Consider the following 21,740-nt stretch of genomic DNA (forward strand, 5'->3'; position numbering starts at 1 on the left):
TACCGGACGGTCCCGGAGACGAGCGGCCGAACGCTGGAGGGCATCGAAGCCGATCTCCGGGCGGCCACCGGAGCCGGCGCCGACGAACGGCCGGACGACTGACCGCGGACCCCTCCCGCGAGACGATTCCCTTCCTCGCGACCTGTCGCTCTCGCGCGTTTCCACTGGCCGGCCCGTCACGTGTCGGCAGCCTTTAGCGGGCCGGGAACGAACCCACGGGTGACCATGTCTGACATCGAGACGTCCACCGTCTCCGAGGAAGGGTACGCCTGCACGAGTCAGGTCGGCGACTTCGACCTACAGATCGACGCGACCGACGAGACGGGGCCGAATCCGAACGCCGCGCTCGTCGCGACGTACGCCTCCTGTTACCTCCCCGCCTTCCGCGTCGGCGGGAGCCAGCGCGGCGAGGAGGACCTCGGGAAGATCCAGATCGACGCGAGCGCCGACCTCGACGATGACGACGACCTAGCGGCCGTCGCCTTCGACGTCCACGTGGAGGCCGACCTCGACGACGAGACCGCGTCGGACATCGCCGAGCGCGCCGAGGGGATCTGTCACGTCCACAGCGCGCTGCGCGAGGGGCTTCACGCCGACGTGAGCGTCTACCCCGGCGCCTTCTGAAGACCGGGACCGCCGACCGCGTTTTTTTAATACGCCGCACCCGCGCCGAGCGCCGGCCGCGGGCCCGGATCGCCGGACGCCTACGGCCGGTCGACGCCGCGGAACTCGAAGCGCGCGCCGCCCGACCCGCTCTCGGTCAGCGTCACCTCCCAGCCGTGGGCCTCGGCGATGCGCTCGACGATGGCGAGCCCGAAGCCGGTACCGGTGTCGGAGGTGGTGTAGCCGCTGTCGAACACCTCGTCGCGGCGCTCCTCGGGGATCCCCGGCCCGTCGTCGGCGGCGTAGAAGCCGTCCTCGAGGTCGCCGACGACCACCCGGCCGCCGCCGTGCTCGGCCGCGTTCCGGAAGAGGTTCTCAAAGAGTCGCTTCAGACGGCTGCGGTCGGCGAGCACCTCGCGCTCGGCCTCGAAGTCGACCTCGAGGGCGGCGTCGCCGGTCTCGTCGCCGCCTCCGGGGTCGTCGCCCTCGACCGATCCGAACGCGTCTGCGCCGTACCGATCCGCTACCTCGCCGAGGGCGACGCGTTCGACCGGCCCCACCGCGTCGCCCTGTCTGGCGAGCGTGAGGACGTCCTCGATCAGCCGTTCCATCTCGTCGAGCGCCCGGTCGCAGCGGTCGAAGTAGGAGTCGTTCCCCGTCTCCCTGGCGAGTCGAAGATAGCCGGAGAGCACGTTGAGGGGGTTCCGGAGGTCGTGCGAGACGATCGAGGCGAACTCGTCGAGCCGCTCGTTCTCGCGCTCGATCCGGTCCTCGTACGCTTTCCGCTCCGAGATATCGCGGCTGCTGGCGAGGAACCGGTCCTCGCCGTGAACGTCGATCCGACGGACGTGGACCTCGACGGGGAACGTCGTGCCGTCCGCCCGCGCGAACGTCGTCTCCAAGCGAATCGTCTCGTCCATCTCGATATCCTCCCACATCTCGACGGCGTCGTCCGGGTCCATCTCCCGGTCGACGTCCCACACCTTCATCCCGGCCAGCTCGTCGGGGTCGTAGCCGAGCTCCGCCGCCATCACTCGGTTCACGTCGACGATCTCGCCCGTCTCGTCGTGGATGTCGACCATGTCGGGCGAGCCGTCGTAGAGCGCCTCAAGCCGCGCCGAGGTGCGTTCGAGGCGACGCTGTCGGCGACGCCGGTCCGTCACGTCGCGGGCGATCCCGAGCACGCCGTCGAACTCGCCGTCGATGACGAGGCGGCGCAGGCCGAAGTCGACGATCGACTCCGGCAGCCCGGGGAAGTCCACCTCGACGGTGCCCGACAGGGTCTCGCGGTCGCCGGCGACGAGGGCCGCGAAGGGGTCGCCGTCGCGGCTTTTCCGGATGCGGTCGATCAGTCGGCTCGGCCCGCCGACGAGCTCCTCGCGCGACGCCTCGTACACCTGGGCGATCCGGTCGTTCGCCAGCTCGAAGCGGGCGTCGGCGTCGTACACCGCGACGGCGTCGGGGAGCTCGTCGACGAGCCGGCGGTAGCGTTCGAGGTCTCGCTCGCGCTCCTTCTCCTCGGTCACGTCCATGTGGATCCCCACCGCGCGGACCGGGTCGCCGTCCTCGTCGCGCTCGACGACGCGGCCGCGGTCACGGATCCACCGCCACTCGCCGGACTTCGACCGCATCCGGTGGTCGCACTGGTACTGCTCGGTCTCTCCGGCGAAGTGCGCCTCCAGCGCCGACCACGCCCCGCCGACGTCGTCCGGATGCACGCGGTCCTCCCACTCAGAGAGCTCGAGGGCGATCTCGGAGCGGTCGTACCCCAACATCGCGGCCCACCGCTCGTCGAACCGGACCTCGTCGCTGCGGAGGTCCCAGTCCCAGACGCCGACGTCGGCCCCCTCGATCGCGAGCCGGAGCCGCTCGGAGAGCTGGCGGAGCTCGCGCTCCCGTTCCTTCTCCTCGGTCACGTCGCGGAAGTAGACGGAGAGCCCGGTGTCCGACGGGTAGACGTTGACGGCGAGGTCGGCCCCGACCGCGTCGAAGCGGTACTCGAAGTCGCGGGGCTCCCCCTCCTCCATCGCCGTCCTGAGCTCCGCTTCGAGGACCGTCCCGCGGGCGCCGGGGAACCGCTCCCAGATCGGGTCACCAAGGAGGTCGGCGGCGTCGCGCTTGAGCATCTCCCTGGCTCGCTCGTTGAGGTACGTGAGCCGCCACTCCCCGTCGATCCCGCAGAAGGCGTCCGTCATCCGGTCGAGGTGTTCCGCGAGCCGCCGGTCGGTTCGCGCCTCCGACACCGCGTCAGCGATCCGCGACGCGAGCGTCGCGTACGGATCGTCGACGCCGTTCTTCGGGAGGTACGCGTCGACGCCGGCGGCGACGGCCTCGCTCGCTACCCGCTCTGACCCCTGACCCGTGAACAGCACGAACGGGAGGTCGCCGCGCCGCTCGCGGACGCTCCCGAGGAGCTCGACGCCGTCGATTCCGGGCATCTCGTAGTCGCTGACGACGCAGTCGAACGCGCCCGACTCGATCGCGTCCAGCGCCTCGGTCGGGTCGGTCTCGGGCGTCACGTCGAAGCGGTCGTCGCGCGCCTCGACGAGCGACGCGGCGGTGTCCGCGAACCCCGGCTCGTCGTCGACGAAGAGAACGCGGATCGGGGGCGAGGAGGCACCCGAGGCCGCGATCCCGGCCGGTCCGCCTGCGTCCTCTCCCGTCATTCGTAAGTGTACTCCTTATCCGACATGTTAACCGTTCCGTATTCGGTCCGTCACCCCCCCGCGTACTCGACGACCGCGCTCGACGCGACGTAGCCGATGGCGGCGAGGAGGAGCCCCGCGACGAGCGCGAGCGCGAACTCCCGACCCAGCGCGTACGCGAGCAGGAACCCGGCCATGCCGACGGCGTTCGCGCACAGCAGCCGGAGCGTTCGGTAGTTCGGCTCGCGGGTGGCCATGGGCCGTCTACGCCGGCTCCGTTCAAAAGCCCTGAGTCGGCGGCAGCCAGCGGTCGGACCGGAGGTTTAAGAGGGGATCCGAGGCCAGCGCTCGCGTGCCAGCGAGCGATCGGCGACCGCGGGGAACAGTGAGAGCGCGCCGGCGCGACCCGTGCCCGGAAGACGGAGATGAACGTCCGGAACGCGGCGGGGGCGGCTCGGTGATGCGCCCGCGACGACGTGCCGAGTCGGGCGCGCCCGGCCCGCGACCCGCCGCGGGCGGGGTCGTCGGCGTCGTCGGCGCCCTCGGTGCGTCGGTAGCCGTCCTCGCGGCGACCGCCGGACTGGTCGCGGCGGTCGCGCCGGCTGTGGGGGCGGACCCGCTCCGGCCCGGCGCGGTCGCGCTCCCGAACTGGACGCCCATCGCCGCCGCCGTGGTCGCGTTCGCGATCGCTTGGCTGACCGCGATCGGCGCGGCCCACGCGATCGCGACGGCGTTCGCACGGCGGTGATCGGTCGGTGACCGCCCGTAGTCGGTCGCCCGTCGGTGACCGCGGAACGGTTTTACTTCCGCCGGCGGTATCGACGCACATGGTGATGAAGGAGTCCGACTCGGCGCTCGACCGCGGCGACGCGGCCCCCGACTTCGAACTGCCCGGCGTCGACGGCGAGACCCACCAGCTCGACTCGTTCGACGCGGACGCGCTCCTCGTCGTCTTCACCTGCAACCACTGCCCGTACGCGCAGGCGAAGTTCGACCTCCTCAACGACCTCGCGGCCGAGTACGACGACCTGGCCGTCGTCGGGATCAATCCCAACGACGCCGACGAGTACCCGGAGGACTCGTTCGAGGCGATGCGCGAGCGCGTCGCCGACGGGACGATCGCCTACGACGCGTACCTCCGCGACGAGACCGGCGAGGTCGCCGAGGCGTACGGGGCGGTCTGTACGCCCGATCCGTTCCTGTTCGGCCGCGAGGACGACGCGTGGCGGCTCCGGTACCACGGCCGGCTCGACGACGCGCTCAACCCGGACGACGAGCCGACCGAGTACTACGTCAGAGACGCGGTGGAGTCGGTGCTCGCGGGCGAGGCGGTCGAGATCCCCGACCGCCCCTCCCGGGGCTGTTCGATCAAGTGGCCGTAGACGACGGCGACCTCGGGCCGCCCCGCCCGATGGGCGCGGACGGCGTGCCGCCGGAGACGGGTTGAAAGGGGTCGGGGCCGAATGCGTTCGTATGGGAATGAAAGGCGACGGCGAGGCAGACCTCCACGAGATCGACCGGTTCGACGGCGGCGTGGGGTGGATCGCGTATCCCGAGGAGACGATGGAGCGCGCGAGCCACGCGGTCGCGGTGCCGAACGAGGAAAGCGAGAGCAACGACGTCTGGGTGTTCGACCCCGTCGACGCCCCCGGGCTCGACGACCTGCTGGCCGAACTCGGCACGGTCGCTGGCGTCGTGGTCGGGCTCGACCGACACAAGCGCGACAGCGCCGCGATCGCGACCCGTCACGGCGTCTCGGTGTGGGTCCCCGAGTGGATGACCGGCGTCGCGAACGAACTCGACGCGCCGATCGAGCGGTTCGGCGATCGGCTGGCCGACACCGGCTTCGAGGCGTTCCGGATCCGCGACTCCTCGCTGCCGCCGTGGCAGGAGGTCGGGTTCTTCGACGGCGAGACCCTGATCGTCCCGGAGTCGCTCGGCACCTCGTCGTACTTCCGCGGGGACCGCGAGCGGATCGGGGTCCACCCGATGCTCCGGCTGACGCCGCCGACGACGGCGCTCTCGGGCCGCGATCCCGACCGCGTGCTGGTCGGGCACGGCGTGGGCGTGCTCGACCGCGCGGCAATCGCGGTCGAGGACGCGCTCTCGAACTCGCGGGGGAAAGCGCCGGGGCTCTACGCCAAGACGCTCCGGTCCGCGATCGGGATCTGACCGTGATCCACGTCACCCGCGACCTGCTGACGGTGCTGCTCGAACGCGCCGCGGAGCGCGACCCGAACGAGACGAACCTCCGGCTCTCGGCCACGCGCGCGGGCGACTTCGACGCCGACACCGGTCTCGGCCCCGAGACGCCGGTGGTGACGCATTTCACGCCGGACGTCGGCGGGTCGGTGAACGCGGTGTTCGGCGTCGACCTCGGCACCCCGGCGGGTCACGGCGGGGGGCGGTTCCTCTCGCATCCGGGCGGGTTCCTGGGCGTCTCGAAGACGGACGACCTCGCGGCGGTCGTGCTCGTCGCGGTTCCGCCGTACGACGAGGAGAGCGTCGCCGCGTTCGACCGCTCGGGCGACGGGATGGAACTCGCCCTGCTGGACGCGGCCCCGCCCGAGGAGTCGATCCCGGAGTGAGCCGCGTCGAGCGCCCCCGGAGCGCGCGCCGAGCGGCCACCGGAGCGAGCCGGTCGAGACCGCGTCCGAACGACGCCGAGCGAGTTCGGCGCGGGCATGGGTTTAAAAAGGACCGAGCGAGTACGACCCTCCGATGGCAGCACGCCCACCCGGCGGCGGTTCCTCAGAGCCCGACGCGATCGAGTTCGGCATCGCCGTGCTCGACGAGCGGGTCGAGGAGGCCGGCGTCTCGTTCCCCGCGACCGACGAGGAGATCGTCGACGCGCTCGAGGACGGCGCGATTCCGTACGACGCCAAGGGCCGCACGATCCGAATCTCCGAGGCGCTAAACGAGGTGCCACAGACCCGGTTCGAGAACGAGACCGAATTTCTCGACGCGCTGTACCCGGTGTTCGACCGCAAGCGTCGGGAGGGCGGCGGCTTCCTCACCAGCCTCCGCGACGCGCTCCCGTTTTAATCGGCTACGCGGACTGGCCGATCTCGGCTTCCTCTTCGTCGTCGCCGCCGGTGTCGAGCCGTTCGATGATGTCGTTGATCAGCACGACGTCGCCGACGGCGCGTACCCACCGGTACGGGACGATGACGCCCGTGTTCCTTTCGACGCGCCCGGCGAACAGCTCGTGGTTGAGCTGCGCGAGCGCGAGTCCGGTCACCGCCTGCGCGTCTAGATCGAGGCGCACGTCCTCGATCTCGCCGACGAAAACGCCGTTGTTCGAGTACACCTCACGACCGACGAGCGACGTGATCTCCTGTGGGGCCGCGTTCATATCACATACGGTCAGGAGCGCGCCTATTAAGCGTTCGTTGTCGAACGACGCCCGTCAGACGGGCGGCTCGGCGGTCGGGGGCGATGAGGCCGGCGGCGAGGGTCGGCGAGAGTCGATGAGAGACGGCGAGGGTCGGCGAGCGTCGGAGACGACCCCGACCGCCCGTCCCGGTCGGTCACTCCCGCGGCGCGACCAGCTCTACGGGATGCATCGGCGCGTCGCCGAGCAGCGCGTCGATCTGCTCGGTACAGGAGGTGCCGGCGGCGACGACGGTGCGGTCGGTGTCGCCGAACTGCTCGCGGATAGGCTCGCCAACGTCCATGCTCAGCTCGTAGTAGTCGTTCTTGTAGCCGAACGAGCCGGCCATCCCGCAGCACTCGGTGTCGGAGACGCGCACGTCGTAGCCGAGCGCCTCCATCACCGCGGTGGCGTGCTCGCCCACGCCGATCGTCCGCGCCTGACAGTGCGGGTGGTAGGCGACGCGCTTGCCGGCCGCCACCGGGCCGGTGCCCTCGACCGGCGCGCGCAGGGCGGCCGGGTCCCCGCCGTTCTCCAGCAGGCCGAAGACGTACTCCATCACGTCGTAGCTGGCCGCGGCGAGCCGCTCGTGGGAGGTCTCCGGGAGGAACTTCTCGTACTCGCTCCGGAACATCGCGAGGTCGCTCGGCTCGATCACGACCACGTCGCGGCCGGCGTCGACGTGAGTCGCGAGCCCGGCGTACACGTCCTCGGCGGCCGACTCCGCCGTCGCGATCATCCCCTGCGAGAGCGGCGGGCGGCCGCTCCCCGGGAGGTCCGGGACCCGCACGTGGACGCCGAGCGCCTCCAGCGCGCGCACGGCCGCCTTCCCGCGGTCGACGTCGACGTAGTTCGTCGCCGTGTCGGGGTAGAGCACGGCCTCGCGCTCGGCCTCGGCCGCCGGCACCCGGGCGCCGCCGCGGGCCGCGAACCAGTCGACGAGGGGCTCGCTCGCGAACTCGGGGAGGTCGCGGCGGCGGTCGATCCCGGCGACCCGCTCGGCGAGCGCACGGAGCGGCCCCGCGTCCGAGAGCCGGTTCGCGACCGGCGCGGTCCGGCTCCCCCACTTCGCCAGCGTCTCGTAGTTGCCGACGAGGCGGGTGGCCAGGTCGAGCCCGGCCGGCTCCTCGTCCGGGACCAGCTCCTCGAACATCCAGTCCGTCTGGCCCGGGTCGGCCTCGCCGCGGTTGATGCGGTCGCGGACGACCGTGTTGATCCACGGGATGTCGATCCCGACCGGACACGCCGGGACGCACCGCGAGCAGCCGGTACAGAGGTCGTTGAACTCGGCGGCGACGTCGAGCCCCTCGATGCCGGCCTCCCACCCGGTCGCGATGCCGCCGGAGTAGGTCTCGCCGCCGAAGGCGTGGCCCCCGACGCTCTGGAAGTTCCCGCAGGCGTTCGAGCAGGCGGAACACCGGATGCAGTACAGCGTCTCTTTCAGCTGCTCGTCCTCGCGCATCTCCATCCGGCCGTTGTCGATGAGCACGAGGTGGAAGTCGCGGTCGTCGCCCGAGCCGTCGGCGAGGGGCTCGTCGTCGCTCTCGAAGTCCGGCACCGGCGAGTCGACGGGCGGGGTCAGCGTGGAGATGTACGAGGTCACGTCCTGCCCGGTCCCGGAGCGACCGATGAGCTCGACGAACGGCGAGAAGTCCTCGACGGTCGGGACGAGCTTCTCGACGCCCGCGACGGCGACGTGGGTGTCCGTCGCGCTCACCGTCTTCCGGGCGTTGCCCTCGCTGGTGACGAGCAGCATGGTGCCGGAGTCGGCGGCGACGAAGTTCGCTCCCGTCATCCCCACGTCGGCGCCCTCGACCAGCTCGCCGAGCCGCTCGCGGGCGAACATCGTGAGCTCCTCGGCGGTCTCCGGCGGGTCGTCGAGGTCGAACCGCTCCGCGAACAGCTCCGAGATCCCCTCGCGGGACTTGTGTATCGCCGGCGCGACGATGTGCGAGGGCGCCTCGTCGGCGAGCTGGAGCACCCACTCGCCGAGGTCCGTCTCGATCACCTCCACGCCCTCGGCCTCAAGCGCCTCGTTCACCTCGATCTCCTCGGAGGTCATCGACTTCGACTTCACGAGGCGGTCGGCGTCGCGCTCCTCGGCGGTCAGCTCGGTGACGTACCGGTTCGCGTCCGCCGCGTCGTCGGCGACGTAGACGGTGCCGCCGTTGGCCTCGACGGACGCTTTCACCTCGTCGATCAGCTCCGGGAGCCGAGCGATCGCGTCCTCCTTGATCTCGCGGGCCTCCGCCTTCAGCTCCTCGTAGTCGTCGAGCCGCCCCGTCGACTCGTACCGTCCCCGATTGAACCCGCGGGTGTTCTCGGCGACCGCGTCGCCCTCGGTCGCCATCAGCTCGCGGATGCGGTCCCCCTTGGCCGCGTCGCTACTCATCGGCGGTCACCTCCGACGACACGGAGTCGCGTCCGCCGGCGTCGCCCTCCCGCAACAGCACCACGTGCACCTCCTTCGGTCCGTGTGCGCCGTGGACGAGCCCGCCCATATCGGCGGTCGCGCTCGGCCCGGTCGCGAACACCACGTCGACCGACTCGTCGCGCGCCTTCGGGCCGAGCCACTCGAACGCGTCGGGCATGTCCGGGACGAGATCGGCCTCGCGGAGGACGACGACGTGGCGGTCGACGAAGAGGCTCACCGGTTCCGTGCCGGCGGCGTCGGCCTCGATCGCGACGCTCCCGTACGCGGCGACCCCGAGCGACGCGTCGGTGACGCCGGTGTGGGCCGCGCGGAACTCGGCCGTGGTCGGGTCCGTCTCGATCCGGTCCGGAAGGGAGCCGGCGTCGAGCTCGACCCCGACCGCCGGGTCGCCGGCGGCCTCGTCGATCAGTTCCGCGCATTCGCTCTCGGTCCCCTCGGTCACGATCACGCCGAGAGAGTCGAGACGACGCTTGAACGTCGAGCGGTCGGCGACTGACATACGTCATTATTCAACGGGATATATATGGGTGTTCCGCCGGCTCCCGCGCGTCGGTGATTCCGGCGGCCGCCCCGTCGCTCGCCGCGGCGGGCGCTCGCGCTCCCGACCGGTTCTGGTTCCCGTCTGCTCTGCGGGGTCAGGGGATTTTTCATAGTTCGACCGTGAAGGTTTCTCATGGCAACTAACACGCCGGACCCGGACCCGCGGGACGGGGGGGACTTCGACTACACCGGGGGCGAGACCGAGCGTCCGGAGCTCGTGGCCGCGCTCGAACGCCGAGTCGACGGTGACGTGCGGTTCGACGACTACTCGAAGCGGCTCTACGCGACCGACGCCTCGGCGTACGAGGTGACGCCCATCGGCGTCGTGATGCCCGAATCGACCGCGGACGTGGCGGCGGTCCAGGAGTACTGCTTCGCCGAGGGGATCCCCGTGCTACCGCGGGGCGGCGGCACGTCGCTCGCCGGGCAGACCGTGAACGAGGCGGTCGTCCTCGATCTCACGGACTCGATGGACTCCGTGCTCTCGACCGACCCGGACGCGGCGACGGCCCGGGTCCAGGCGGGGGCGTACGTAGGCGACCTCAACGCGGCGGTCGAGCCGCACGGGCTGAAGTTCGCGCCCGACCCGGCGTGGCGCGACAAGTCCGCGGTCGGCGGCGCGATCGGTAACAACTCCACCGGCTCGCACTCGCTGAAGTACGGGAAGACGGACCACTACGTCGAGGAGGCCGAGGTCGTGCTCGCGGACGGGACGGTGACGACCTTCGGCGAGGTCGCCGTCGACGACCTCCGCGAGTCCGCCGACGTCGACGCCGACGCGCTCCTCCCGCGGATCCACGCCGAAACCGTCCGGATCCTCGACGAGGAGGCCGACGAGATCGACGAGCGCTACCCCGAGATGAAGCGGAACGTCTCCGGCTACAACCTCGATCGGCTGCTCGCCGAGCACCGCGGCGAGTACGGCGAGGCGGGCGTCGTCAACCTCGCTCGGCTCATGGCCGGCAGCGAGGGGACGCTCGCGACCGTCACCGAGGCGACGGTCTCGCTCGTCGAGATCCCCCACACGAAGGCGGTCGCGCTGCTGACGTACGACGACCTCCTCGACGCGATGGAGGACGTGGCGCCGATCTTAGCGCACGACCCCGCCGCCGTCGAGGTGATGGACGACGTCCTGCTGGGGCTCGCCGCCGACACGCCGGAGTTCGCCGACGTCGTCGGGATGCTGCCCGAGGGGACGAGCTCCGTCCTCCTCGTCGAGTTCTACGCCGAAGGCGACGCGGACGGGAAGCAGAAGGTCGCGGACCTCGTCGCCGACCGGGTGGGCGCGACCGACGACCGTCCCCGGCCCGAGACGGAGTCGAACCCGAGCGAGGGCGCCGCCGACGTGACGAGCCAGCCGCGCCGCGCGGTCCACGCGATGGAGGCGCACGACGCCGAGCAGCGCGACCGGTTCTGGAAGATGCGCAAGTCCGGGCTCCCGATCCTCCTCTCGCGGACCACCGACGAGAAGCACATCTCCTTCATCGAGGACTGCGCGATCCCGCCGGAGCACCTCCCCGAGTACACCCGCGAGTTCCAGGAGATCCTCGAGGACAACGGCACGTTCGCGACGTTCTACGCGCACGCCGGCCCCGGCGTGCTCCACATCCGGCCGCTGATCAACACGAAGGAGGTCGACGACGTCGAGGCGATGGTCGACATCGCCGACCGCGTCACCGACGCCGTGGTCCGGCTCGGCGGGTCGGTCTCCGGCGAGCACGGGGACGGGCACGCTCGGACCCAGTGGAACCGGAAGCTGTACGGCGACGAGCTCTGGGGGTCGTTCCGCGACCTCAAGACCGCGTTCGACCCCGACTGGCTGCTCAACCCCGGGAACGTCTGCGGCGACTTCGACATGAGCGAGAACCTCCGGTTCGACTCGGAGTACGACTACGACGCCGGCTTCGACCCCGCGATGGAGTGGGCCATCGACAACGGGATGCAGGGGATGGTCGAGCTCTGTCACGGCTGCGGCGGCTGTCGGGGGCCACAGGAGACGACCGGCGGGGTGATGTGTCCGACGTACCGCGCCTCGGAGGAGGAGATCCAAGCGACTCGCGGCCGAGCGAACATGCTTCGGGGCGCCATCTCGGGGGATCTGCCCGACGACCCCACCGGCGACGAGTTCGTCACGGAGGTGATGGACCTCTGCGTCGGCTGTAAGGGGTGTAAGGTGGACTGCCCGAGCGGCGTCGACATGGCGAAGCTGAAGGCCGAGGTCGAGCATGCCCACCACGAGGAGCACGGGATCGACCTGCGGACGCGACTGCTCGGCAACTTCGAGTCGCTCGCGCCGCTCGGCTCGAAGCTCGCGCCGCTCTCGAACCTCCCGGGGAAGATTCCCGGCGCCGGTCTCGTCATGGAGAAGGCCCTGGGAATCGCGAAGGAGCGCGACCTGCCGACGTTCCGCTCTGAGACGCTGACGGACTGGTTCGAGGCCCGCGGCGGCGCCGGCGTTCCCCGCGACGAGGCCGACCGCGAGGTCCTCCTGTTCCCCGACGTGTACACCACCTACACGAACCCCGGCGCCGGGAAGGCCGCGGTCCGGGTGTTGGAGGCCGCGAACTGCCACGTCGAGATCCCGGACGTCGACGGGAGCGGGCGCCCGCCGCACTCGAAGGGGATGCTCGACGAGTCGCGCGCGGCGGCGAGAGACGCCGTGGAGACGCTCGCGCCCGAGGTCAGCGACGGCCGCGACGTGGTCGTCGTGGAGCCGACCGACGCCGTGATGCTCCAGTCCGACTACCACGACCTGCTCGACGGCGACGCCAGCGACGTGCCGGACGCCGACGTGGCGACCGTCTCGGAGAACACCTACGGCGTCATGGAGTACGTCGACGCCCACCGGCTCGACGAGGCGATCGACCTCGACGCCCCCACGGAGTCGCTCACGTACCACGGCCACTGCCACCAGAAGGCGACGAAGAAGGACCACCACGCGGTCGGCGTGCTCCGCCGCGCGGGCTACGGCGTCGACCCCTTGGACTCCTCCTGTTGCGGGATGGCGGGCTCGTTCGGCTACGAGGCCGAGCACTACTCGATGAGCAAGGCGATCGGCCGGATCCTCTTCGACCAGGTCGCGGAGAGCGACGGCGACGCGGTCGTCGCCCCCGGCGCCTCGTGCCGGACGCAGCTGAAGGAGCGCGACGCCGGCGCCCCGGAGCCGCCGCACCCGGTGGAGAAGCTCGCGGCCGCGCTGGCGTAAGCGGCGCCGGCGTCGGTGGTGGTCGCGTCGACGTGGGCTACGGCGGCGTCAAGCTCGGCTGCAGCGTTGCCCTCGCCGGTGGCTACGGGGCGCCCGCGGGCGGCTCGGTCGGTCTCGACGCGCCTCACCCCGCGTTCGAGCGCACGTTCGCCGTGACGAGGGCGATCAGGTACGAGAACGCCGGGAACGTCACCGCGACCACCGCGAGAAACGCCGGATCGAGTCCGGCAGGGTCGTCGGAGAGCCACCCGGTGTACTGGAGGACGGCCAGCGTGAGGACCACGACCGCCGTGTTGAGCGCGTACTCGGGGAGCGAGGGGCTCGGGAACCGCATACACCCGGCTGGCGCCGCCGCTCACTCAACGCTTTCGACGCGGTCCCGCTCGCGCTCGCGACGTCGCCCTAGCACCCGCTTGAACCCCTTCCCGGGACCGCCTTCGATAGGCCACCCCCTCGTTCGCCACTGGGGCGGTTCGGGCGAGAACTCCGGGCAGGAGCCCGAACACTCCCGCGCGGTCGGAACCTTCTCCTTCGCGGCGCAGTGCGGGACGAGCGACCGCCCCTCGCGGCGGAGCTCGAAGTGGCGGCAGTCCGGGCGCATCGTCTCGTGGTACGAGCGCCACCCCTTCCCGTAGGCGCGCTCGGCGATCTCCACGCGGAGGGTCTCCGTCTCGGGGTCGCGACGCTCGTCGCCTGCGGGCGCGAGGTCGCTCGGGTGCCACGCCACGCTCGCCGCGTCGGCGCGGACGCCGTCGGAGAAGTCGGTCGCGAGGATCCCGGCCTCGACCGGCATCTCGCGGAGCAGCGCGGGCTCGACGCGCTCGCCCGTCGTCTCGGTCGCGAGCCACGCCTCGTCGGCGAGGGCGGTGTCGACGTCGTGGGCGAGCTGGTCGGCGAGCCGGTCGGCCGCCGAGCGGTCCAAGTCGGGCTTGTTCTCGACCGCGACGATCCGGTCGACCCAGTCCGGGTACGGCCGCTTCCGGCGGAGCTGGATCCGGTTGTTCCGCCGGCGTTTTTCGATCAGGTCGCGGCCCGCGGCGCGGTGGACCGCCCGCCGGACGTAACGCCACGGGTAGCCGGGGTGCGGGAGCGCGTCGCGGTACCACGACCACTCCGCCGGCGCGTGGCGGACGACGTGGAGGAGGTCGGAGTCAATGGCCCGCTCGCCGAAGGCGCGCCGAGCCGCGAACGCGGCGGGGTCGACCTCGATCACGACCGTGTCCCAGCGGCGCTCCTTCGTGCCGAGCTGCCGGGCGACGATCGCGGGTCGCGGGCCGCCGCTCGGGTGCCACGCCAGCTCGGCGTACCGACAGACGAGGAGCTCGTAGCCGAATTCGGCGTCCGGAGTCACGACTTCGGTAGTGCGGCACCAGTTAAAAGCGAACCGCCCGCGTTATCGCTCTGGCGTCGGTCGCCCGCTCGGACGGGGTCGACGGCCTCGATGCGGCGGAACCGCTTAGACGCGCCCCAGTGCGGCGGAACCGCTTAGACGCGCCCCAGTGCGGCGGAACCGCTTAGACGCGCCCCAGTGCGGCGGAACCGTTTAGACGTAGTCGCCGGTCTCGTCGTCCTTCCGCTCGTCGAGGTAGTCGTGAGCGTCCTCGAGGATCTCGCGGGGCCCGTTCTGGGTGATCGTGTTGAGCGCCTGGTCGTAGTCGCGCCACTGCAGGTCTCGGTGCTCGTTCGAGATCTCGGCGCTCGCCTCGAACGAGCGCGCGATGAACAGGTGAACCGTCTTGTGGATGGTGTTACCGTTCGCCTCGAACACGTAGTCGTACTCCTTGCGGAAGCCGTCGATCAGCCGGAAATCCTCGATTCCGGCCTCCTCCGACACCTCCCTGATCGCCGTCTGCTGGAGCTCCTCGTCCCCCTCGACCCCGCCTTTGGGGAACTCCCAGTCCCCCGGTCGGCTCTTCAGGAGGAGGTACTCCCGTTCGCCGCGGGTGTCGCGGAAGAGGATGGCTCCGGCACTGGTCGCTTCGACCGTCATTAGCGTCAGGTAAGCAAGCACCCTTAAAGAGCGTGTCGGACTCGCGAACGCCGCGGCGGGCGTCGGAGCGGCCGATCGGGGCCGACCGCCGTCGGTCCCGGGCTCCGCGGGTAGATGCGCTTTTACCCCTCCGCCGACGATGCACTGACGACCCCCAGCCATGACATTCGTCACGAAACTCTCCTTCGCCTCCGGCGACCGCGACGTGCTCGCCGAGACGGTGGCGGACCTCAAGTCGACGCTCGAACGCAAGGGCGCGGAGTGTAAGGGCCCGCACGCCACGCCCGCCGAGACCGTCCGTGTCCCGCTGTATAAACAGCTCCGCGCCGGCGACGAGTTCTCGCCGTGGAGCTACTCGGTGTACAAGCGCTCGATGGAGATCCACGGCGCCGACGACGTCGCTCGCGAGGTTGTCGGCCGCGACTTCCCCGACTCGATCCACGTCGAGGTCGAGGTCGACCAGAAGAAGCCGCTCGGCCACCGCCGGGACTGATTTTATACGGGCGGCGGCCTCGCGGTTCGGTCCTCGTCGGCGACCGCGACGGCCGCGGCCCGTCGGTTCCGCCACGCGATCTTTTAAGCCCGCGCGAGGCCACACACGCCCATGAGCGCGCTCGAATCCGACGCCTACCGCGAGTTCCGCCGCGACCTCCACCGCCACCCCGAGCCCGCGTGGCGCGAGTTCTACACCACCGCCCGGATCGTCGAGGAGCTCAGGCAACGAGACCTGACCGAGCTGCACGTCGGCCGCGACGCTCTCGCGACCGAAAACCGCATGAACGTCCCCGACGACGACGAGCTCGCCGCGTGGGAGCAGCGCGCCCGCGACGCCGGCGCCGACCCCGACGTCGTCGACGAGCTCTCCGGGGGGTACACCGGCTGCGTCGCCGTCGTCGAGCGCGGCGACGGTCCCGTGATCGGGCTCCGCGTCGACATCGACGCGCTGCCGATCCGCGAGTCCGAGGACGCCGACCACGCCCCCGTCGCCGAGGGGTTCCGCTCGGAGCGCGAGGGGTTCATGCACGCCTGCGGCCACGACGCCCACGCGACGATGGGGCTCGGGACGCTCGACGCGGTGCTCGACTCCGACTTCGCGGGCACGCTGAAGGTGTTCTTCCAGCCCGGCGAGGAGCAGGTGGCCGGGGGGAAGCCGATGGCCGAGTCCGGCCACCTCGACGACGTCGACTACCTGTACGCGGTCCACGTCGGCCTGGATCACCCCTCCGGCGAGGTCGTCTGCGGCGTCGACGGCTTCCTCGCGGTCCGGCACTTCCTCGCCGAGTTCACCGGGGCGCCGGCCCACGCCGGCGCGCGACCGGAGCAGGGACGCAACGCCGTCCAGGCGATGGCGGCGGCGGTCCAGAACCTCTACGCGATCCCCCGCCACGCCGACGGTCCGACCCGGGTGAACGCCGGGCTCGTCGGCGGCGGCACCGCGACGAACATCATCCCCGAGGAGTCGTACGTCGAGGGGGAGCTCCGGGGCGCGACGACGGAATTGGCCGCGTACATGTCCGACCACGCCGATCGGATCCTGGAGTCTGCCGCCGCGATGCACGACTGCGAGGTCGACGTGGCGACGAAGGGAGAGGCCCCGAGCGCGACCAGCGACGACGCGCTCGCCGGGATCGTCGGCGGGGTCGCCGGCGAGACCGCGGGCGTCACGAGCGTCGTCGACAGCGACGACCTCGGCGGCTCCGAGGACGCCACCTACCTGATGCAGGCGGTTCAGGAGAACGGCGGGCTCGCCTGCTACGTCGGCGTCGGCACCGACCATCCGGGCGGCCACCACACGAGCACCTTCGACGTGGTCGAGGGCGACATCGCGATCGGCATCGACGTGCTGAGCGGGGCGATCCTGCGGGTCGCCGAGACGCGTCCGTGAGGCCGACGCGGCGCGCCGACGCGTGACGGTCGCGACCGGCCGCGCTCGTCGCCGCGACCGCTGCCGCGATCGCCGACGTGAGCGGCTCGCACCGGGTGCGATCGCTTCCTCCGGCGGTAGGTTTAGGCGCCGCGAACCCCTCGTTCGAGGCATGGAGGCCGCCCTCTGGTACGTGCTCACCGGCACCCGCGGCGGCCCGAACAGGGTCCGGATACTCACGGCGATCGACGACCGGCCGCGGAACGCGAACCAGCTGGCCGAGCACCTCGACCTGGACTACACGACGGTGCGGCACCACCTCGACGTGCTCCGCGAGCACGACGTCGTCGAGCGCACGGGCGACGGCTACGGCACGGTGTACTACCCGACCGAGGGAACCCGGCGGCACTGGGACCTCGTCGAGGAGATCGCCGACGGGCTCCCGGTATGACTGCGACGACCCCTCGCGACCGCGACGGCGCGCCCGGGGTGTGAGCGATGGAGTGGGTCGACGTCGCGCGCGTCAGCGTCGCCGTCAACGTCGCGATGCTGTCCGCGCTCACGTGGGTGTGGGCGCGGAACTACCTCGCGTTCCGCTCGAAGCACTCGATCGGCCTCGCGGCGTTCGGCGCCGTGCTGTTGGCGCAGAACGCGCTGTCGCTGTACTTCTACCTGTATCACCCCGTGTTGGCCGGGTGGTTCGCGACCGACATGCCGTCGCTCGCGTGGCGGGCGAACGTCGTCGTCCACGTGTTCCAGACGGTCGCGCTGGCGTTTCTGATGTGGGTGACGTGGGACTGAACGCGCGGCCTCGGAGGGGTACCGGCCGGTCGACCGGCCCGCTCAGTACTTCGCGTCGGCGCCGGTCGTCTCGTAGATCCGGTCCATGATCGCGTCGCGCTCGCCGGTCCAGTTCGCCATCGCCGCCGGGCTGGTCGGGTACGACTCGTAATGCGCGAGCAGCTCGTCCGCGAGCGACTTCGTCTGGTAGAAGTTCCGTATCGTCCCCCAGTAGCCGAAGCTCTTGACGGCGGCCTTCAGCTTCAGCCCGAACGACATCGACGTGGAGCCCTCGTACAGCGCCTCCGCGAGCTTCTCGCCCGGGAGGGCGGCGAGCAGCCCCATGAGGTCGTCCACGTCGACCGCGGTCGAGAGCACGTTGTACACGTCGAGCCCGGCGTAGCGCCCGCCGAAGTGGTCCATCACGCGGGTGTTGTACCGCCAGAGGTTCTCCTCGCTGACGTCGCCGTCGGAGACCGCCTTCACGGCCTGTTCGCCGGCGTACTTGCCCGCGTACGCCGCCCCGGCGATGCCGCCGCCGGTCGTCGGGTTGACGTGGCCCGCGGCGTCGCCGACCGCCATGTACCCCGGCGCGACCGCCGAGTCGTACGGGCGGCGGGTCGGGAGCGCGGCGCCGAGCTTATCGCGGACCTCGGCGCCCTCGAACTCGGGGCGGTCCCGGAGGTCGCGCTTCAGCGCCTCGACGAGCTGCATCGGCTCCTCGTTCATCTGGAACCCCAGCCCGGCGTTGATCTCGGTGCTGGTCCGCGGGAAGTACCAGAGGTAGCCGGCGGCGCGGTCGGTCGCCTTGAAGACGAGTGCGTCGTCCCACTCGACCGGCTCCGGCACCTCGACGATCTCGCGGTACGCGGAGCAGAACTGCGAGTAGCGCACGTTGGTGTCGAACGTCGTCCCCTCGAAGTCCGCCTTGTCTTGGAGCAGCGACAGCGACCCGGCGCCGTCGATCACGAGGTCGGCCTCGTAGGTGACGGGCTCGCCCGCCCGCTTCGCGCGTAGTCCCGTGACCCGCCCGTCGACGGCCTGAACCACGTCGTTGATCACGGTGTCGTAGTGGAACTCCACGCCCGCGTCCTCGGCGCCCGCGATGATCCGGCGGCCGTACTCCCAGCGGTCGATGACCGCCAGCTCGCCGGGCACGGGGATCTCGAGGACCGTGTCCTCCTGCGGGATCTCGAACCGGCCGTGGTCGACGCCGGTGTTCGTGAACGCCGGTTCGAGCCGCTCTTTCGGGATGGCTTCCGGGAAGGCGTCGGCGCCCTTCAGGGCGTCGCCGCAGGCGATGTGGCCCGCCTCTTCCTCGTCTTTCCGCTCGACGATGACGACGTCGAGCCCCTCGTTCGCGATCGTCGCAGCGGCGTAACAGCCGGCGGTCCCGGCGCCGGCCACGACGACGTCGTACTCGTCGATGGTCATGTCACGTGGGTCGTTCCCCCGGTGGCAAAACTCTTTGTTCCCGATTCGGTCCCCTCGGAACCGACACGAGGGACGGGAGCCGACGCTCGGTGGCGGATCGCGATCGGGACCGCTCCCGGTGAGCGGCGCTCCCCCGTCCGGCCCTCGTTTTTAACGGACGTGCGCCCCTGAAGCCGGTTATGACCGGACTCGACCACGTCGACACGGACCGGCTCCGGGAGTGGCTCCCGGAGGTCCGCGAGGGGGAGACGACCGCCGCGACGATGCTCACCGTCGCGTACGACGAGGGAATCGGGGCGGGCGAACTCGCCTCGTGGTACGGCCGGTCGACCGAGTCGGTCGAGGAGACGATCGCGGCGCTCGACTCTCCCGACCAGGTCGCCGAGATCGCACGACTCGAAGGGGTCAACGTGGACGGGGTCGACCTCCCGTTCGCGGAGCTCGAGGAGCTTTCCGTCAGCGAGGCGGCGAGCGCGATCCGCGACCGCGCCGAAAGGGAGTGACCCGCGGACCGCGACGCCGGCCTCACTCCTCCGTCTCGTAGTGCTCGCCGGCCGCCTCCGGGAGCCGCGTCCGACCGACCAAGGCGAGGACGAGGATGACCACCACGAACGGGGTGATCCGGATGAGCTGGCGGGGGATCCCGATCCCCTGGAGTTGGAGCACGGTCTGGACCGCGTCGAGCCCGGCGAACAGCATCGTCGAGAGGAACGCCCCGACCGGGTTGTAGTTCCCGAACAGGTACGCCACGATGGCGATGAACCCCTTCCCGTTGACCATCGTCGGGCCGTTGCCGGTGAACTGGCCGAGGTCGAGCGACAGCGCCGCGCCGCCCATTCCCGCGAGCACGCCCGAGATCAGCACCGCCGCGTACCGGACGCGGGTGACGCTCACGCCCGCGGTGTCGAGCGCCTTCGGGTTCTCGCCGCTCGCGCGGATCCACCGGCCGAACGCCGTCCGCTCGAAGACGTACCACGAGCCGAAGACGGCGGCGAACAGCATGTACACCGACGGCGAGGCCGAGAAGAGCGCGCCGAAGAACGGGATGTCGGCGAGCACCGGCACCGTGATCGACGGCGACGTCGCCACGGTCGGCGTGTTCGGGCTGCCGTAGATCACCTGCGAGGCGAACGGGGCGAGCCCCAGCGCGATGAGCCAGACCGCGAGCCCGGCGATGATCTGGTCCGCGCGGAACCCGATCGTCACGACGGCGAACAGCGCCGCGAGCAGCGTGCTCGCGACCACCCCGCCGGCGAAGCCGACCCAGACCCCGCCGGTGAGGTCGGCGACGTAGATGGCGCTGAACGCCGAGATGATCAGGAGCCCCTCCAGCCCGATGTTGATCACGCCCGACTTCTCGGCGAAGATCCCGCCGAGGGCGGCGAACGCGATGGGCACGGAGAGCCGCAGCGCCGCCGCGAGCGTGTTCCGGCTCGTGAGCGCGTCCGAGAGCGTCCCGGCGATCGAGTCCGGGAACAGCAGCCCGGCGAGCAAAAGCGCGACGACCGCGGCGACCGTCACGCCGGCGACGAGCGCCCGCGTCGTGTAGCGGTCGAGGAAGCCCGCTCCCTCGGCCTTCCCGGCGGCGGTCCCGGAGTCGGTGCGGTCCGCGGGCGCGTCACTCATCGGCCTCACCCCCCCGGTCGCCGTCGGTGCCGCCGTCGGTCGCGACCGCCTTCGGCTTCGATCCCGCGCCCGGCAGCCCGCGGGCCAGAAGCCGGAAGAACTCCGGCATCGCCACGAACAGGATAATGAGCCCGCGGAGGACCCCCACGAGCTGTGGCGGAACGTCGGTCGCGAACTGGACGACCGTCGTCCCGCTCTTCAGCACGCCGAACAGCAGCGCGGCGATGCCGACGCCGAGCGGGTTGTTTCCGGCGAGGATCGAGACGGTGATCCCGTCGAAGCCGTAGGCGGGGATCCCCGTCTGGAACGTTCCGAGCACCATCATCACGTACATCGCGCCGGCGATGCCGCCGAGCGCGCCGGAGAGCGTCAGGCTCGCGACGACGGTGCGCTTGGCGTCGACGCCGCCGTACTCGGCCGCCTCGGGCTGGACGCCGCTCGTCCGGACGTCGTACCCGAAGGCCGTGTGTTCGAGGACGTAGTACAGCGCGCCGACGGCGAGGAGCCCGAACAGCAGCGCGACGATCGAGAAGTCCTGGCGGCCGCCGAACAGCAGGGCCGGGAACTGCGCGAACTCCGGCAGCGGCACGGTCTGGTTCGCGGCGCTGTTCGGGTCCTTGAAGATCCCGCTGACCAGATACAGCGCGACCCCGGTCGCGATGAAGTTGAGCATGATCGTCGTGATCACCTCGTTGGCGTCGGCGTACGCCTTCAGCAGGCCCGGAACCGCGCCGTAGAGTCCGCCGAACACCGCGCCGACGAGAAGCCCGAACGGGATCAACACGACGGTGCCGAGGGTCCCCGACACGAGCGACGACGCCCAGAGGACGCCGAGCGCGGTCGCCAGCGCGCCGACGACCATCTGTCCCTGCGTCCCGATGTTGAAGATCCCGGCGCGGAACGCCAGCGCGACCGAGAGCCCGGTGAACAGAAGCAGCGTCGACTCCCGGAGCGTGACCGCGAACTGCCCGTTCGGCGACCAACTGCCGCTGAACGGGTCGCCGAGCGCTCCGAGGAAGAGGCGGTCGAAGACGACGACGGGGTCGTAGCAGAACCCGGTGCCGAAGTAGTACACCGCCTCGCCGGCGGTGCACGTCGTCATCCGACCGGCCACGAGCACCAGCACCGCGCCGATGAGCACGGAGAGGACGAGCGCCGCCGTGCTGATCAGGATCCGCTCGGTCGCTGACGCGTCGACGAGCCGAGAGAGCGCGTCCCGCGCGCGGTCGGCGGCGCTCGTCCTCTC

General features: G+C 71.0%; 23 protein-coding genes. 12 read left to right on the forward strand and 11 right to left on the reverse strand.

Going from position 1 to position 21,740, the window contains the following annotated elements; all coding sequences use genetic code 11:
- The first annotated feature begins 225 nt into the window (after window positions 1-225).
- On the forward strand, window positions 226-624 hold the full coding sequence (locus DJ73_RS15950; RefSeq protein ID WP_094525572.1) for an OsmC family protein: 399 nt from the start codon (window positions 226-228) through the stop codon (window positions 622-624).
- An 80-nt stretch (window positions 625-704) separates the two neighbouring features.
- Here the strand turns inward: DJ73_RS15950 and DJ73_RS15955 are convergent, their stop codons facing one another.
- Together DJ73_RS15955 and DJ73_RS15960 are read right to left on the reverse strand one after the other, a co-directional pair.
- The gene (locus DJ73_RS15955) at window positions 705-3,269 is read right to left on the reverse strand and encodes a PAS domain S-box protein (protein ID WP_094558463.1); all 2,565 of its coding nucleotides are present in this window, start codon (window positions 3,267-3,269) and stop codon (window positions 705-707) included.
- 50 nt (window positions 3,270-3,319) lie between these two features.
- Window positions 3,320-3,505, reverse strand: coding sequence for a hypothetical protein (locus DJ73_RS15960; protein WP_094525576.1), 186 nt, complete (start codon window positions 3,503-3,505; stop codon window positions 3,320-3,322).
- A gap of 203 nt (window positions 3,506-3,708) precedes the next feature.
- On the opposite strand from DJ73_RS15960, the gene DJ73_RS15965 reads away from it, so the two are divergent.
- The 5 genes from DJ73_RS15965 (at window position 3,709) to DJ73_RS15985 (ending at window position 6,293) form a co-directional block, all read left to right on the forward strand.
- Entirely contained in the window at window positions 3,709-3,996 is a 288-nt protein-coding gene (locus DJ73_RS15965; protein ID WP_094525578.1) for a hypothetical protein, read from the forward strand.
- A gap of 79 nt (window positions 3,997-4,075) precedes the next feature.
- Window positions 4,076-4,630, forward strand: coding sequence for a thioredoxin family protein (locus DJ73_RS15970; RefSeq protein ID WP_094525580.1), 555 nt, complete (start codon window positions 4,076-4,078; stop codon window positions 4,628-4,630).
- A gap of 97 nt (window positions 4,631-4,727) precedes the next feature.
- On the forward strand, window positions 4,728-5,420 hold the full coding sequence (locus tag DJ73_RS15975; protein ID WP_094525618.1) for a hypothetical protein: 693 nt from the start codon (window positions 4,728-4,730) through the stop codon (window positions 5,418-5,420).
- A 2-nt stretch (window positions 5,421-5,422) separates the two neighbouring features.
- Complete coding sequence (locus DJ73_RS15980) at window positions 5,423-5,836, forward strand: hypothetical protein (protein ID WP_094525582.1); 414 nt, start codon at window positions 5,423-5,425, stop codon at window positions 5,834-5,836.
- A 133-nt stretch (window positions 5,837-5,969) separates the two neighbouring features.
- Window positions 5,970-6,293 carry a hypothetical protein gene (locus tag DJ73_RS15985; RefSeq protein ID WP_094525584.1) on the forward strand — a complete coding sequence of 108 codons (324 nt, stop codon included), beginning with the start codon at window positions 5,970-5,972 and terminating at the stop codon, window positions 6,291-6,293.
- A gap of 4 nt (window positions 6,294-6,297) precedes the next feature.
- Here the strand turns inward: DJ73_RS15985 and DJ73_RS15990 are convergent, their stop codons facing one another.
- The 3 genes from DJ73_RS15990 to DJ73_RS16000 form a co-directional block, all read right to left on the reverse strand.
- On the reverse strand, window positions 6,298-6,603 hold the full coding sequence (locus DJ73_RS15990) for a PRC-barrel domain-containing protein (protein ID WP_094525585.1): 306 nt from the start codon (window positions 6,601-6,603) through the stop codon (window positions 6,298-6,300).
- 175 nt (window positions 6,604-6,778) lie between these two features.
- Window positions 6,779-9,013, reverse strand: coding sequence for an LUD domain-containing protein (locus DJ73_RS15995; RefSeq protein WP_094525586.1), 2,235 nt, complete (start codon window positions 9,011-9,013; stop codon window positions 6,779-6,781).
- Window positions 9,006-9,554 carry an LUD domain-containing protein gene (locus DJ73_RS16000; RefSeq protein ID WP_094558464.1) on the reverse strand — a complete coding sequence of 183 codons (549 nt, stop codon included), beginning with the start codon at window positions 9,552-9,554 and terminating at the stop codon, window positions 9,006-9,008. The genes DJ73_RS15995 and DJ73_RS16000 overlap by 8 nt, the downstream gene beginning before the upstream one ends.
- A gap of 174 nt (window positions 9,555-9,728) precedes the next feature.
- Here DJ73_RS16000 and DJ73_RS16005 point away from each other — a divergent pair, with 174 nt between their 5' ends.
- Entirely contained in the window at window positions 9,729-12,800 is a 3,072-nt protein-coding gene (locus DJ73_RS16005; protein ID WP_094558465.1) for an FAD-binding and (Fe-S)-binding domain-containing protein, read from the forward strand.
- A gap of 124 nt (window positions 12,801-12,924) precedes the next feature.
- On the opposite strand, the gene DJ73_RS16010 is transcribed toward DJ73_RS16005, so the two are convergent.
- The 3 genes from DJ73_RS16010 to DJ73_RS16020 all read right to left on the reverse strand — a co-directional run bounded on the left by DJ73_RS16010 (window position 12,925) and on the right by DJ73_RS16020 (window position 14,790).
- Complete coding sequence (locus tag DJ73_RS16010) at window positions 12,925-13,134, reverse strand: hypothetical protein (protein ID WP_094525592.1); 210 nt, start codon at window positions 13,132-13,134, stop codon at window positions 12,925-12,927.
- A 21-nt stretch (window positions 13,135-13,155) separates the two neighbouring features.
- The gene (locus tag DJ73_RS16015) at window positions 13,156-14,151 is read right to left on the reverse strand and encodes a DUF5787 family protein (protein WP_094525594.1); all 996 of its coding nucleotides are present in this window, start codon (window positions 14,149-14,151) and stop codon (window positions 13,156-13,158) included.
- Between the two features lie 192 nt (window positions 14,152-14,343).
- Window positions 14,344-14,790: a bis(5'-nucleosyl)-tetraphosphatase gene (locus DJ73_RS16020; protein WP_094525596.1), complete on the reverse strand. Its 447-nt coding sequence runs from the start codon at window positions 14,788-14,790 to the stop codon at window positions 14,344-14,346.
- A gap of 160 nt (window positions 14,791-14,950) precedes the next feature.
- Here DJ73_RS16020 and DJ73_RS16025 point away from each other — a divergent pair, with 160 nt between their 5' ends.
- The 4 genes from DJ73_RS16025 to DJ73_RS16040 all read left to right on the forward strand — a co-directional run bounded on the left by DJ73_RS16025 (window position 14,951) and on the right by DJ73_RS16040 (window position 17,455).
- Window positions 14,951-15,283 carry an uS10/mL48 family ribosomal protein gene (locus tag DJ73_RS16025; protein WP_094525597.1) on the forward strand — a complete coding sequence of 111 codons (333 nt, stop codon included), beginning with the start codon at window positions 14,951-14,953 and terminating at the stop codon, window positions 15,281-15,283.
- A 111-nt stretch (window positions 15,284-15,394) separates the two neighbouring features.
- Window positions 15,395-16,675 (forward strand): amidohydrolase, encoded by a 1,281-nt coding sequence (locus tag DJ73_RS16030; protein ID WP_094558466.1) that lies wholly within the window; start codon window positions 15,395-15,397, stop codon window positions 16,673-16,675.
- A gap of 151 nt (window positions 16,676-16,826) precedes the next feature.
- A complete protein-coding gene (locus DJ73_RS16035) occupies window positions 16,827-17,105 on the forward strand; it encodes a winged helix-turn-helix domain-containing protein (RefSeq protein WP_094525601.1) in 279 nt (92 codons plus the stop codon).
- Between the two features lie 47 nt (window positions 17,106-17,152).
- The gene (locus DJ73_RS16040) at window positions 17,153-17,455 is read left to right on the forward strand and encodes a hypothetical protein (protein ID WP_094525603.1); all 303 of its coding nucleotides are present in this window, start codon (window positions 17,153-17,155) and stop codon (window positions 17,453-17,455) included.
- A gap of 42 nt (window positions 17,456-17,497) precedes the next feature.
- On the opposite strand, the gene DJ73_RS16045 is transcribed toward DJ73_RS16040, so the two are convergent.
- On the reverse strand, window positions 17,498-18,868 hold the full coding sequence (locus DJ73_RS16045) for a geranylgeranyl reductase family protein (protein ID WP_094525605.1): 1,371 nt from the start codon (window positions 18,866-18,868) through the stop codon (window positions 17,498-17,500).
- Between the two features lie 179 nt (window positions 18,869-19,047).
- On the opposite strand from DJ73_RS16045, the gene DJ73_RS16050 reads away from it, so the two are divergent.
- On the forward strand, window positions 19,048-19,371 hold the full coding sequence (locus tag DJ73_RS16050) for a hypothetical protein (RefSeq protein WP_094525607.1): 324 nt from the start codon (window positions 19,048-19,050) through the stop codon (window positions 19,369-19,371).
- Between the two features lie 22 nt (window positions 19,372-19,393).
- On the opposite strand, the gene DJ73_RS16055 is transcribed toward DJ73_RS16050, so the two are convergent.
- Window positions 19,394-20,494, reverse strand: coding sequence for an ABC transporter permease (locus tag DJ73_RS16055; RefSeq protein WP_094558467.1), 1,101 nt, complete (start codon window positions 20,492-20,494; stop codon window positions 19,394-19,396).
- Window positions 20,487-21,740: ABC transporter permease (locus tag DJ73_RS16060; RefSeq protein ID WP_254921688.1), on the reverse strand; the 1,254-nt coding region annotated here is incomplete at its 5' end. The genes DJ73_RS16060 and DJ73_RS16055, both read right to left, overlap by 8 nt.

This window comes from Halorubrum sp. Ea1 (genome assembly GCF_002252965.1).
GTDB lineage: Archaea > Halobacteriota > Halobacteria > Halobacteriales > Haloferacaceae > Halorubrum.

Excerpts from the sequence above, each read along its gene's own strand:
- DJ73_RS16055 (WP_094558467.1), bottom strand. The coding sequence starts at position 20,494 with ATGAGTGACGCGCCCGCGGACCGCACCGACTCCGGGACCGCCGCCGGG.
- DJ73_RS16035 (WP_094525601.1), top strand. The coding sequence starts at position 16,827 with ATGGAGGCCGCCCTCTGGTACGTGCTCACCGGCACCCGCGGCGGCCCG.
- DJ73_RS16025 (WP_094525597.1), top strand. The coding sequence starts at position 14,951 with ATGACATTCGTCACGAAACTCTCCTTCGCCTCCGGCGACCGCGACGTG.
- DJ73_RS15970 (WP_094525580.1), top strand. The coding sequence starts at position 4,076 with ATGGTGATGAAGGAGTCCGACTCGGCGCTCGACCGCGGCGACGCGGCC.
- DJ73_RS16030 (WP_094558466.1), top strand. The coding sequence starts at position 15,395 with ATGAGCGCGCTCGAATCCGACGCCTACCGCGAGTTCCGCCGCGACCTC.
- DJ73_RS16005 (WP_094558465.1), top strand. The coding sequence starts at position 9,729 with ATGGCAACTAACACGCCGGACCCGGACCCGCGGGACGGGGGGGACTTC.
- DJ73_RS15965 (WP_094525578.1), top strand. The coding sequence starts at position 3,709 with ATGCGCCCGCGACGACGTGCCGAGTCGGGCGCGCCCGGCCCGCGACCC.
- DJ73_RS15975 (WP_094525618.1), top strand. The coding sequence starts at position 4,728 with ATGAAAGGCGACGGCGAGGCAGACCTCCACGAGATCGACCGGTTCGAC.
- DJ73_RS15990 (WP_094525585.1), bottom strand. The coding sequence starts at position 6,603 with ATGAACGCGGCCCCACAGGAGATCACGTCGCTCGTCGGTCGTGAGGTG.
- DJ73_RS16020 (WP_094525596.1), bottom strand. The coding sequence starts at position 14,790 with ATGACGGTCGAAGCGACCAGTGCCGGAGCCATCCTCTTCCGCGACACC.
- DJ73_RS16045 (WP_094525605.1), bottom strand. The coding sequence starts at position 18,868 with ATGACCATCGACGAGTACGACGTCGTCGTGGCCGGCGCCGGGACCGCC.
- DJ73_RS15950 (WP_094525572.1), top strand. The coding sequence starts at position 226 with ATGTCTGACATCGAGACGTCCACCGTCTCCGAGGAAGGGTACGCCTGC.
- DJ73_RS15955 (WP_094558463.1), bottom strand. The coding sequence starts at position 3,269 with ATGACGGGAGAGGACGCAGGCGGACCGGCCGGGATCGCGGCCTCGGGT.
- DJ73_RS15995 (WP_094525586.1), bottom strand. The coding sequence starts at position 9,013 with ATGAGTAGCGACGCGGCCAAGGGGGACCGCATCCGCGAGCTGATGGCG.
- DJ73_RS16010 (WP_094525592.1), bottom strand. The coding sequence starts at position 13,134 with ATGCGGTTCCCGAGCCCCTCGCTCCCCGAGTACGCGCTCAACACGGCG.
- DJ73_RS16040 (WP_094525603.1), top strand. The coding sequence starts at position 17,153 with ATGGAGTGGGTCGACGTCGCGCGCGTCAGCGTCGCCGTCAACGTCGCG.
- DJ73_RS16000 (WP_094558464.1), bottom strand. The coding sequence starts at position 9,554 with ATGTCAGTCGCCGACCGCTCGACGTTCAAGCGTCGTCTCGACTCTCTC.
- DJ73_RS16050 (WP_094525607.1), top strand. The coding sequence starts at position 19,048 with ATGACCGGACTCGACCACGTCGACACGGACCGGCTCCGGGAGTGGCTC.
- DJ73_RS15960 (WP_094525576.1), bottom strand. The coding sequence starts at position 3,505 with ATGGCCACCCGCGAGCCGAACTACCGAACGCTCCGGCTGCTGTGCGCG.
- DJ73_RS15985 (WP_094525584.1), top strand. The coding sequence starts at position 5,970 with ATGGCAGCACGCCCACCCGGCGGCGGTTCCTCAGAGCCCGACGCGATC.